Raw genomic sequence first — 12,160 nt, 5'->3', positions numbered from 1 at the left:
TCACCGCCGGAGACGGCAGAAAGCACTCGGCAGACTCACGCCGATCGAGTTTGAGACAATCAACAACATGGCGCTGGTCGCCTAGAAACTATCAACCCCACGAGTCAACCAAACCGTCGGCAGTCCCGAGTCCCTCTACGCGAGAGAGGCCGATCTTCAACAGATCCTCGCCGAGCACCCGAGTCTCATTCCCGGGGTCGGCGATGACGGGGTCGCATGCCGGGAGTTCCAATCCGGTGTAGGCTCCGCCGACCTGATCGTGGTTGATCAGGCGGGCGGTCTCACTATCGTCGAATGCAAACTCGCGTCGAACCGGCAGGTGCGGAGGGAGATCATCGGGCAGATGTTCGACTATGCATCCGCCTTTTGGCGGATGTCGATGGACGAATTCGAGGAACGCTGGTTCAAACGAACCGGTAAGAGCCTCACCGACAGCATGGTGTCGGTGGAACCAGGTTTCGCCACTGCGGTCGCGGCGAATCTTTCAGAGGGACGGTTCAATATCGTCTTGGCGGTCGACGCTATCAATACGGATCTGAAGCGGATCGTCGAGTACCTCAACGCGACTTCTGGGCCGGCAACCTCTGTTATTGCCGTTGAGTACAAGCGGATGATCAGCGAGCACACCGAGATCCTCTTGCCGACGACCTACGGCGAGGAGCTGGCCAGCGCGAAAGCAGCCGATTCTGAGCGGGCCCAGGGGCGTTGGACGGAGGTCGAGTGCCGGTCGTGGATTGCTGCGAACGATCCGGCAAATCTGGTGAAGTTCGACTTCCTGCTTGAGGAGGCCCGACGCCATGACATACCGTTCGTGGGCTCGGCTAAACGGGCGAAGAGCATCCCAGCCGGGTCGCTTCAGATCACATTGGATGACACCGGCAGGACGGGGGCAGTGTACCTCTACCATTACGCAGCGGGCTCGACCTCCATCGAACTGAGCCTCACACGTGTGCCGAAAGTGGCAGCGTCGGAGCCCAACGTCAAACGGTTCAATCACTTCCTGCAGCGCTTGTCGGGAATCGAAGAGTTTCGGACCGCGGCGGCGACCTTGAGGGAGTCTCAGTGGAAGCGTCGACCGAATGTTCCGCTTGCCGACATATCCGCCGATTCAGTGCAGGAGGTCGTCTCGGTCCTCGCCGAGCTGAGGTCCGCCTAGGAGATCGTTTGTGCGCGGAGTCCTGGGACTCAATCGCCCGGCGGCGAGGGCTATAGCGAGCGCTCGCCGGTTGGGGGTGATCGACTCATCGTTACTGGCTACGGCACCATCGGCTTCCACTGTTGTGCGCTCGACAACACCCGCGCAAGTTCTGGACCGCCGGCTTCCCTCAACAGAGCTGAGTCTCCAACGACGACGAGCAAGCTCCGTGCGCGTGAAAGCCCGACGTACAGCTGCTCGGGGGCCCGGTCCAGTTCCTTAAAGCCGTCCACGCACAGGATGATGACTGAGCGCTCAAGGCCCTTGAAACCGAGTACATGTCCGTAGAACTCGGATTCATCGGCATGGAAATTGCTCCAGTACTCTTGTGTGGCCTTCCGCTCAAAGTAATCCAGGTGGATCGGATGACGGTGATGCGTGGTGAGGAGAGCGATCTGGTTGTTGGCCCATCCTTCGTCAAGCAGCGCTTCTATACAGTCCCCAGCAACTTCTAAGGCATCCTCCGTCGAGCATTCAACACGGCGCACAGGCAAGCCGGCTTCGCCACGGGGGGTGAAGTGCTCACCGGCGAACGACTTGAAAGTTTCCGCGATACGGCGGGTATTGCGGAGATTCTCATCGATATGAATAGGGACCAGATCCGCAGCGGGGCCATGTATGAAGTCGTTGGTAACGCCGCCCCAGCGGCGGTAGACATCCTGGCGGTCGTCCATAAAGGCATAAATCTGCCCTTTGGACTGGTCCTTCAGACAAGCGGTCAAAGCCTCCCACCAGAGCGGCGCGAAATCTTGTGCCTCGTCGATGATGATCGCGTCGAACTTTTGCTCGAACGGCAGTTCCGCTGCCTTGTCCCTGAGATGTTGTGGCACTTCCTCATCAAAGTAGGCCTGCCCGTCCCCGTCCGGTACGCCCAGGGAACGTACATAGTCGTGAAACTCACCGGTGAAAGCGGGCTTGGCGTGGCGCCAGGAAGAAACGCGGTTCTGTAGGTGTTGCGCCAGGCCCTTGTTGTAGCAGAACAACCCCACCCGCTGACCTTCTCGGCACAACGAGCGTGCTTTTGCGAGGGCAAGCCAGGTCTTGCCGCTGCCGGCACCCCCGGTGAAACGAATGCGGGGAATGTCGCGGGTGGCAGACAACAGGACGGCCTGACGTACCGTCAGCTGGTCCTGCCGGTCTTCAAGCTCCTGCGGATTCGTTTCGGGGTTCAGAGGTGCTTCGAGCGTTCCTTCGAGCCGCCGGGCAATTCTCTCTAAGTAGGCGGGCGCCAAGGGCGTCGCTCCACTACCCTGAGTTTCGATGGCCCGGCGGATCTTATCGGCCGGTGACTTAAGGTCGCCTTGATCAAGAAAAAGAGGGCGCGGGCATCCGCTCATTACCCAACCTTGAGGAAGGGAGGTGTAGGGCAGGCAGGCCATGTAGGCGAACCGGCTCCTCAACGGTGTGCCTAACTCATCACTGATCCAGTTTCGGAAGGCGTGCATGGACCCCTGCGACTGGGCGAGTGGGCCTTCTTTGAGCCTATGGCGGCCGCTCGTGCCACCGGATTGATACCACTGCCCGTTCTCGACGGTGACGAGCCCACCTTTGACTTCAATGGCCGCAAGTCCAACTCCGGGCCACAGGACGAGGATGTCGATTTCGTGTTCGGCGTTTCCATCACGGATGTGAACCGAGTGGGCCAGGACGACGTCGTCGGGCAGGCTGGAGCGCAACACTTCCCACACCGCGCGCTCGGCCCACTGACTCTCACTGAACTCCGGCTCTTGCGGTATGCAGTACAAGTGGTTCCTCTCGTTCACGCTACGACCCAGCAACTAGAGGCTAGACGGTGACCACGGTTTTCCATCTGCTTTTAGAGCGCCGTGTTTCTTGGCCCTGCCGCGCCCCGAGGTCTTGGTTCTAATAAATTCCCGTCGCGGTTTTTAGATTGCTGTGAGCTGACCGAGTTTCAATGAGCTCGTGGTGGGTGGTGAAGTACTAGAGTTGACCAAGCATGAGTTGAAGCATAAAGAGAATGGGGACGCGTGAGTCACGCGATTGCAATGGTGCCGGATCCACATCTAATGGAATCCATGCGTGCCGTCGGTTACACCTTGGAAACGGCCGTCGCTGACATCATCGACAACTCGATTACGGCAGATGCTACTGAGGTAGATCTGATTTTTGCCGCCCAGCCCGAACCGCACGTTGCGCTGGTTGACAACGGCAGCGGGATGTCGGCCGCGGTAGCTCGCAACGCGATGCGCCTGGCCGGGCTGAATTCACGCGACCATCGCGCTGCGAATGACCTTGGACGGTTCGGTTTGGGTCTGAAGACGGCATCAATCTCCCAATGCAGAGACCTGGTTGTGGTCACTAAACAAGACGGAGTCTTGAGCGGCTACCGATGGGACCTCGACTATCTGATGGAGACGAAGAGTTGGAGTCTGCTTGAGCTCTCGGAGGACGAATGCCGAGCACTGCCGGGCTTCAGTGCGTTGGACAAGCACGAATCCGGCACGCTCGTTCTGTGGAGGAAACTCGATCAGCTTGAGGCAACGGTGGGTGACCTAGAAGCAGGCCTTAATGCACACATGGTAGGGGTGCGTAAGCACCTCGCCTTGGTCTTCCACAGGTTCCTAGCCGGCGAGCACGGTAAGAAGCTCGCGATAGCAATTAACTTCCGACCGATAGAGGGAGCAGATCCGCTCCTGCAGAACCATAAAGCAACTCTTCCCGGGCCCATTGAGAAGATCGACGTCGAAGGCGAAATGATCGAGCTTCGTCCGTACACCCTTCCCCACCTGAACAAACTGTCCACCGCCGACAGGGAACGGGCTCAAGTCGAGGGCTCGATGCGCGACAGCCAGGGCTTCTACATCTACCGCCAGAAACGGTTGGTGATCTGGGGAACATGGTTTCGCATTGCCCCCAAACAGGAACTCGGGAAACTCGCCCGCGTCAGAGTGGATGTGCCGAATTCTCTTGACCACTTGTGGGCACTCGACATCAAAAAGGCACAAGCGGTACCCCCACCGAGCATCCAGCGTCGACTGCGCCAAGTTGCAACAAACATCATTGCTCCGAGCCGGCGGGTGCACGAATACCGAGGGCGTCGGACGAATGACGGCAAGCAGGCGCGGCTGTGGAACGTCTACGACGACCGGAATTCCTTCAGATACGAAATCAACAGAGATCATCCGGCTGTCATTGCCTTGGCCACTCAACCAGTGGGTGGTGGAGAGTCTGTCGACGCGTTGCTGCGACTGCTTGAGAGAAGTTTCCCGGTAGACGATGTCTACAACCGTATGGGCCAAGACCAAACCCAGCTGGACAGCAAGACCCCTGACGATGAACTGGCGCTCCTCGCTTCATCATTGTGGGAATCGCTGCAAGGAACGCTTACGGCGGAAGTGTTTGTAGAATCGATGGCCAACTCCGAACCTTTTGACTCCAATCCCAAGTCACGGCGGATCCTGCAAGAGACGGTGAAAGAAAATGTCTGAGATGAAGTTCCTGCTTCCGTTGTCATCTGTCGAAGGTGCCGTCTTGGGCCTGCTAACGGACCCCAAGACCGGCGAGAGCCATGTTGGACTGACCGAGCCACAAGTTGAGGAGGCATTCGATCGGGTGCTCTCGATCATGGCTGTCGATGCAACCGAAGAACAGCTTGCCCAGCTCCGTCGGCGAGTAATGGACCGCGTCGGCGCGTACATCCCGACCGGCCCCGGTCAAGGACCGGTGGTGAAGAACCACATCCCATGGCTGCCTGGTGCGAAGGCGGACATCAGGTGGACGAGGTGGCGGGCCTACCGGACGATGCTCGCGCGCGCAGGTAGGTCCGGCCAGATGCTGGATCGATTGGATAAATTCACCGACGATATCCTCGATCTCGCGGGCGATCCCAAGGCGGCTGGGCCTTGGAATCGGCGCGGGCTGATCATCGGCGATGTGCAATCGGGAAAGACACAGAATTACCTCGGGCTGATCAACAAGGCTGCAGACGCGGGCTACCGGTTGGTCATCATCCTGTCCGGGAACACGGAGTACCTCCGGAGGCAGACACACGAACGGGTCGACGAGGGATTCATCGGTCGTGATACCGCGAGGATCGACACGCCTAAGGGTGCATCCCTGTCCAAGGACGTCCATATTGGGGTAGGGCAGATTGACCGAAGCGTCGCAAACACAATCAGCTTGACCACGGTCCTCATGGACTATCTCCAAGCGAGCAAGAAGGCATCAAACATGCCCTTGCCTAGTGATTCCTCGGCCCCAGTTGTGTTTGTTCTTAAGAAGAACAAGCATGTCCTCAACGCGGTTACAGGATGGGCGCGCAGTCAGGCGGAACGCGGCAGGAAAATCGATCTCCCATTGCTTCTCTTGGATGACGAGTCGGACTACGCATCCATCAACACAGCGGCGGAGGAGGATCCAACTGCGATCAACGCAGCCATCCGCACAATCCTAGGGAGCTTCAGCCGATCCTCCTATGTGGCAATCACGGCGACGCCGTTCGCAAATATCTTCATCGACCATGAGGCTTCGGGAGTCGTCGAGTCCGAAGGCGAGGCGTACGATGACCTCTTTCCTGAGGACTATATTTACCCCCTTGAGGCGCCATCGAACTACGTCGGAATAAGGGCGACGTTCGGACGGTCAGAATCTGACAGTGATGCCCTAATGGACGTATCCGACGCGCAGTCGTGGATCCCAATCAAGCACAAGAAGACGCAGTCCGTCTCCAGCTTGCCCGAAAGTCTCCGTAAGGCGGTGCGGGTCTTCCTACTCGCAAACGCCGTGATGGACCTTCGGGTGCAACCACCAAAACGGCGCTCCATGCTTGTCAACGTTTCCCGCTTCACTGCAGTCCAAGACAAGGTCGGGGAGCTCCTCGGGGAGGAGCTGTTCCGGTATAAGTCTGCTATCGAGCTCCACAGCTTGGCCTACGCGCAGGGAATCGGTAACGCGATTCTCGACGAGTTCAAACGAACCTTTGAGGACACCTACCCCGGTATCAGCGAGGACTGGGATGCAGTGCTCAATCAGCTGCACGCCGCTGCGTCCGACATGCGAGTTAAGGTTTACAACTCGTCAGTAAATAGCCAGGGGGAAGATGACGCCTACGAGGAGCAGATTCCAGTCCGACAGATTGCTGTTGGCGGAGACCTCCTAAGCCGCGGGCTCACTCTTGAAGGGCTGGTGGTGAGCTACTTCCACAGGAGTGTCGGTGCTGCCGACACTATGATGCAGATGGCCCGCTGGTTCGGATACCGAGACGGCTTCAAGGACCTATGTCGCCTTTGGATTAGCGACAAAACCGCGGCCGACTACAGGTTCGTAGCCGATGCCATCGAGGAACTCCGTGAGGACCTCGCGCAGATGCGGCGGAACGACATGACGCCGCGCGACTTCGGTCTAGCCGTTCAGCAGCACCCTGAGTCACTCTTAATCACCGCGCGCAACAAGTCTAAGCACACAATCGTCTCGGAAAAAGAGGTGAACCTTTTAGGGCGAAACCTCGAAACTCGCAGGCTTTCGACAAGTACCGAGGAACAGTTGAACAACCTCTCGGCCCTCGAGAAGCTGTTGAGCGCCGGTTTGCAATCTGCCTCGCCCATCGATCGGACAGCCCGAGGCTACAATCGCCTCAATCGTGTACCGAAAGATCTGGTCGCGGACTTTCTGGCCCAGTTCAAGGCAGCAGGTGATGACATCTTTTTCACCGGGTCGGGGTTGGAGAAGATGATCCGGGCAAGCCAAGGGACAAAGTTCTTGGAATGGGACATTGTCTTGATGAACGGCAAGCGCAGCGATAATTCCTCGGTGCTGAGAGACTCAAGTGGCCTACCCCTCGTCCTGGGGGACGGCACGGACGAGAACCGCGTAATCAAGGTGGAACGGCAGCTCGTGCTGCGGGCAACGCCGGGAAAGGGGGCCCGAAAATTCCCCCCGTCCCTGTGGGTGAGCGGGGCCCGCGCCCGCGTCGCGGGAAGTGACGATCTCCGCCGACTGATGGATGAAGAGTCTCAGCGGGCCGCCGTCGACGCCTACCTTCGGACGGCCTCCGGTTTCGTTCCAGAAAGTGCGTTCTACAGGTTCCTCCCGAGACCACAGCTCATGATCTACTGCCTTGATCCAAATCCCGAGGCACGTCCTGGCAAGGACAAGAGCAGCGGCATACGCATCGAGGGCTCTCCGACCGATCGGGACGCGGAGCTGGTGGAATCGCTCCGCGACTTGGAAGCGCTCCTTGCCCTGAAAATTGCATTGCCGTCGCCTTCCACCCCGGAGGAGAGACGCTCACGGAATGGGCGGGTCAAGTACGTGCTGAATAGGGTCGCTCAACAGTACTGGTTGGATGACTTCGAGGACTTGTACATCGAGGACGAAGACTAGGCATGGGTACCACTCCTTGGACTGTTGACCGATGGCTCAGCGAGGTGCGAGCAGGTCTCACTGGTCTGCGTGAGCTTGACCCCGAGATCCCTACGCGATTGGTTTACGGTGGCGACCTGCGCGGCCGGCTCAGCTTTGGCTTGATTTCACGCAGATCACCTGACCTGCCACCTTTGTCCTCGGCTGTGGAGGTCTCCCGAGTCAGGCGTGAACATGACCAGTCATGGCTCCTTCTCTTCACCTTGGACGATCAGGCGTTGGCGGACGTCTTCGCGCAACTGTGCGGCCAGATATATGCAAAGGTAAGTGGTGAGTCCACTGCAGATGCTGGACTGGCCCGCGCCTTAGCGTCCATCGAAGAATGGCGCTTACTCCTCAAGAGCGATCAACGGAAACTCAGCATAGAGAAGATTAGGGGACTTTATGCCGAGTTGACTTTTGCGTTCGACCTGCTGGCTCCTCGGGCGGGAGTCAAATCGGTAGTCGAGGCGTGGCAAGGACCATATGGCGGAGACCAAGATTTCGGATTCCCCCAAGGCCGATACGAGGTCAAGAGTAAACGCGCCACCTCCCGTGCAGTCGAGATCGCCTCCGAGTACCAACTGGCGGGTGATGACATCGTGCTGGCCATAGGCGAGGTAGTGGACAGCACGATTCCGTTTGAAGGGGCGCTGACGCTCGGTGCGAAGCTGCGAGCAATTAGATCCCTAGCAACGCTTGCCGGTGCGAGCTTAGAAGCTTTCGAAGACGCTCTGGGGGAACTTCGAATCGACCCCGATGATGCCTGTCACGACGATGTCTACCTGCTATGCAAGTCATTTGACTACTACTTGGTGACGGATTCGTTTCCCCGAATAACGAGCTCCGAGCTGCCTGGCGGAGTCACAAACGTGCGGTACAAGCTGGATATAGACGGACTCACACCCTACCGGATCGACGAAGAAGCAGCCTTTGCTGCGCTGCGTACTGTAAGGACTAACGATGGACGTTGAAGACTACCGATCGAATCTGCTGTCCGCGGTTGGATCAATTGCCGATGCTGAGGGTGAGTTCCTTGCCACTGCTTTCACGCAGCGCTGTACAGAGATCTTGACTGAGGCCGGTGAATTCGACGACGTTGTCACGCTGGATTTTGAAGGTGCGGGCACGAGGCGCCGCAAGCTGAAGGTCAACGGGTACGACCTTGAGAATGCCGACAACAGTGTCGCCCTCATCGTGACCGCGTTTTCGGGGTCCACGAGCATGGGCGTTCTCTCATCGACAGACGCCAAGAATTACCTGAAGGCGGTTCAAAACTTCTTGGCCGAGGCCCGGGACGGTTCGTTCTTCGAGGGCCGCGAAGAGAGTTCCGCGGCATTTCAACTCGCATATGACCTTCATAATCGAGCGTCGAACGTGTCCAGGTACCGCATTTACCTGCTGACAGATGACAAGCTCAGTGCGCGACTTCGGGAACTGCCTACGGAATCCGAAAGCGGCATTCCCGTTGACCTTCACCTCTGGGATATCGAGCGGTTCCATCAGCTGCAGGAGTCACAGACCGGCAGGGAACCTCTGCTGATCGATCTTCGCCCGTGGACCGGGGATGCTGGACTGCCGGCTCTTGAGGTTGAGGCGACAAGCGAGGTCAAGACTTATCTCGCGTCCGTGCCAGGCGCTCTCCTTGCCTCACTGTATGGCAAGTTTGGAAGTCGACTCCTAGAGAGTAATGTCCGGTCTTATCTCACCAACCGGGGCAAGGTCAACAAGGGCATCCGAGACACCGTCTTTTCCTCTCCCGAGAGATTCATGGCGTTCAACAATGGCATCACCGCAACGGCAACCTCCGTGCAGACGAAGCACGGTTCGTCTGCACTGGTGATGATTGAAGATCTGCAGATCGTCAACGGAGGCCAGACCACAGCGTCACTCTTTTTCGTGGACAAGGAGTCGAAAACCAAGGGCAGCCTTGAAAAGGTGCACGTTCCTATGAAACTCGTAGTCGTTGCGCCCGAGCTGGCCGGCGATCTTGTTCCCAACATCTCACGCTATGCGAACAGTCAGAACGCTGTGAGTGCGGCGGACTTCTTCTCCAACAGCCCGTTCCACGTGCGTATAGAAGAGCTTTCCCGCCGGATCTTGGCGCCCGCTGTTGCTGGAGCTACCTACGACACCAAGTGGTACTACGAGCGAACACGTGGGCAGTACGAGAACGAGAAGAACAAGCTGCCCGCTGCGTCAGCGGCGCGATTCGATAAGCAGTATCCCAAGCACCAGAAGTTCGACAAGCCGGCCTTGGCCAAGTATGTGATGTCCTGGGAGCAGCGCCCGCACATCGTGAGTGCAGGTGCTCAGAAAAACTTCGTAGCGTTCGCCGACATCGTCGCGAAAAAATGGGAAAAGGACGAAACCGCATTCAACGAAACCTACTTCAAGGAGTCTGTCGCTAAGGCGATCCTGTTCAACGCGATCCGCGCGCATGTGATCAAGACTTCTTGGTACCAGGAAGAGCGCGCCTACCTGGCAAATATCGTGGCCTACACCGTCGCCAAGCTCGCCAACCTTATTGATTCCCAGGGCCGCGGGCGGCTGCTCAACTTCGAGGAGATCTGGAGGCGGCAAGCCGTCCCCGACAGCATGCTGAATGTTGGGCTTGACCTCGCCCTAGTCGTCCAAAAAATTCTTACGAACGAGCAGCGGCCCGTCCGGAACGTGACGGAATGGGCGAAGAAGGCGGAGTGCTGGAACACCGTTGCGGCATACCCCTACGCTCTGCCGGTGGAATTTATTGCCAGCCTTGCTGATCCATCGGTGGTCGCGGAATCGAAGCGAAACGCGCGACAAACACAGAAGATCGACAATGGAATCAATCAGCAGGTGCGGCTGCTGGAAATCCCCAAGGAACATTGGACGGAACTTCGCGATTTTGCACTCAGCAACAGAGTAGGCGGCCCTACCGACCTCGGGATCCTTGACCTAGTGACAGGACGCCGGCCCGGTCTCCCTTCCGAGAGGCAGGCGGCGCGCCTATTTGCGCTAGTGAGCGCGGCGAACGCCAAAGGGTTCAAAACCTTCAGCCCTTAACACCGCTTAACATGGCCGCGACGATATCGCCGATCTGCTTCGCCAACAGGGGCGGCACGGCGTTTCCCACTTGGTGAAACTGCTGGGTGCGTGGCCCCTCGAAGAAGTAGTTGTCTGGGAAGGTCTGCAGGCGCGCAGCCTCACGCACCGTGAAGCTACGCGCCTGTTCCTTCTCCGGGTGAATGTAGTAATGACCGTCCTTCGAGATATGAGAGACGATTGTCGTCGACGGAGCGTCCCATACCTGAACGCGGAAACGGTCGGTGAAGGGTGTTCCAGCCTTTGTGACATTGCTGTGTTCGGGGTGGAGCGCGGATGGAAGATCTGTGTACTTGGGGCTCTTGCCGAGCCGCTCCGCTAGCGCGGTCATCACCCGGTAACGCACCAGGTCGGAGACCATATGCGGCCTTGGCTGGTGCTGCGCGGGCTTGTGGACGTTAGAATCTCGAATCCATGAGCTGTAGGCACGTGCAGCTCGTTGCCCTTGCTGCATCGAAACCACCGCCTGAGCCGGTTCAAGCTTCGCTACGTCTTCAAGGGCGGCGAGTTCAGCAGCGGCCCAGTCAATCTGTGCTTTTGGCGCGCGATTTGAGGTAGCGGCGGTCACGGCAGGGAGATCCGCGACAGCTTCCCTCACAGTTACTACCCCGTCCGCCCGCTGAAGGGTCCTCCTCGGCATCAACGAGGCGACATCTGAGCGGACCCCGAGCAGGATAACGCGGTGCCGTTTTTGGGGCACCCCGTACTCTTCGGCCCGGATGATGAAGTCCGATGGAGCGAGATCACTCGGAGACTTGTCTACGACAAGGGAGCGGATCTCATATCTGACACCGCTAGGCAGTGCACTCAAATCGGCCAAGATGGTTTGGAACATGCTGTCGTCTCCGTTCTTGGAGGACAGCAGGCCCTTAACGTTTTCCATCACGAAGATAGTTGGCTTAAATTCGCTGAGGATGTGAAGGTATTCCCGATAGAGGAAATGCTTGTGGTCCGACGCAAAAGTGGCATCTCCGGTGCGTCGAGATCGGCCGGCGAGCGAGTATGCCTGGCAGGGCGGTCCACCGATCAGAGCCCAGTGGCTGCCTTCCTCCTGCTGAGCAAGCTTTTGACGAATTATGTTGTCCACGTCGGGTCTGGCGTCCTCACCCAAGACCTTCCGATACACCTTGTCCTTGGAAAGGGAGTAAGCCTCTGCGAACGCGCCTTGGAAAATTTCAGACCAAGGCTTGCGCCCCAGGATGTAATCGAAATAACCCGATGTGTCCGCGCCGGTTCTCGTGAGGTGGCGGAAGGTCTCACGTAGGCGGAGAGTTTCGCAAGCGTACGCATCCATCTCGAACGAGGCAAGATTCTCAAACGCATACTCACCCTCTCCTGCAGTGACGCTGGAGAAGCCTTCGTTCAGGCCGCCGGGACCGGCGAATAGGTCAATAAGAGGAAACACTTCAGCCCTTCAAGTCGTGACACTCCAGGATACCAGGTAGTGCAAGGGCGGGCGGACCGCATGCAGCTATGTGGAGAAGACGTGGGTGGGCGAGGGAGGGGAAACTGCGGAGGCGA

General features: G+C 58.2%; 7 protein-coding genes. 5 read left to right on the top strand and 2 right to left on the bottom strand.

What is annotated here, in order from left to right; all coding sequences use genetic code 11:
• Positions 1-259: 259 nt before the first annotated feature.
• Positions 260-1,156, top strand: a complete 897-nt coding sequence (locus tag GVV86_RS10415) for a hypothetical protein (RefSeq protein WP_159802747.1) — start codon at positions 260-262, stop codon at positions 1,154-1,156.
• 98 nt (positions 1,157-1,254) lie between these two features.
• On the opposite strand, the gene GVV86_RS10410 is transcribed toward GVV86_RS10415, so the two are convergent.
• Positions 1,255-2,958, bottom strand: coding sequence for an NERD domain-containing protein (locus GVV86_RS10410; RefSeq protein ID WP_246669948.1), 1,704 nt, complete (start codon positions 2,956-2,958; stop codon positions 1,255-1,257).
• A 264-nt stretch (positions 2,959-3,222) separates the two neighbouring features.
• On the opposite strand from GVV86_RS10410, the gene GVV86_RS10405 reads away from it, so the two are divergent.
• The 4 genes from GVV86_RS10405 to GVV86_RS10390 are packed head-to-tail and all read left to right on the top strand — an operon-like array spanning position 3,223 to position 10,600.
• Positions 3,223-4,644, top strand: a complete 1,422-nt coding sequence (locus GVV86_RS10405; protein WP_159802746.1) for an ATP-binding protein — start codon at positions 3,223-3,225, stop codon at positions 4,642-4,644.
• The gene (locus GVV86_RS10400; RefSeq protein ID WP_159802745.1) at positions 4,637-7,537 is read left to right on the top strand and encodes a Z1 domain-containing protein; all 2,901 of its coding nucleotides are present in this window, start codon (positions 4,637-4,639) and stop codon (positions 7,535-7,537) included. The genes GVV86_RS10405 and GVV86_RS10400 overlap by 8 nt, the downstream gene beginning before the upstream one ends.
• A 2-nt stretch (positions 7,538-7,539) precedes the next feature.
• Complete coding sequence (locus GVV86_RS10395; protein WP_159802744.1) at positions 7,540-8,529, top strand: PD-(D/E)XK motif protein; 990 nt, start codon at positions 7,540-7,542, stop codon at positions 8,527-8,529.
• On the top strand, positions 8,519-10,600 hold the full coding sequence (locus tag GVV86_RS10390) for an AIPR family protein (protein ID WP_159802743.1): 2,082 nt from the start codon (positions 8,519-8,521) through the stop codon (positions 10,598-10,600). Before GVV86_RS10395 ends, GVV86_RS10390 begins: the two co-directional genes overlap by 11 nt.
• On the opposite strand, the gene GVV86_RS10385 is transcribed toward GVV86_RS10390, so the two are convergent.
• A complete protein-coding gene (locus tag GVV86_RS10385) occupies positions 10,590-12,044 on the bottom strand; it encodes a DNA cytosine methyltransferase (RefSeq protein ID WP_159802742.1) in 1,455 nt (484 codons plus the stop codon). The two genes, GVV86_RS10390 and GVV86_RS10385, sit on opposite strands and share 11 nt — an antisense overlap.
• Positions 12,045-12,160: the final 116 nt, after the last annotated feature.

Source organism: Arthrobacter zhaoguopingii (genome assembly GCF_009828595.1).
In the GTDB taxonomy this organism is placed as follows: domain Bacteria; phylum Actinomycetota; class Actinomycetes; order Actinomycetales; family Micrococcaceae; genus Arthrobacter_D; species Arthrobacter_D zhaoguopingii.
This window is presented reverse-complemented; position numbering and strand designations above follow the sequence as displayed.

What these genes read in the sequence shown, in the direction of transcription:
- GVV86_RS10400 (WP_159802745.1), top strand. Translation starts at nt 4,637, where the DNA reads ATGTCTGAGATGAAGTTCCTGCTTCCGTTGTCATCTGTCGAAGGTGCC.
- GVV86_RS10395 (WP_159802744.1), top strand. Translation starts at nt 7,540, where the DNA reads ATGGGTACCACTCCTTGGACTGTTGACCGATGGCTCAGCGAGGTGCGA.
- GVV86_RS10390 (WP_159802743.1), top strand. Translation starts at nt 8,519, where the DNA reads ATGGACGTTGAAGACTACCGATCGAATCTGCTGTCCGCGGTTGGATCA.
- GVV86_RS10405 (WP_159802746.1), top strand. Translation starts at nt 3,223, where the DNA reads ATGGAATCCATGCGTGCCGTCGGTTACACCTTGGAAACGGCCGTCGCT.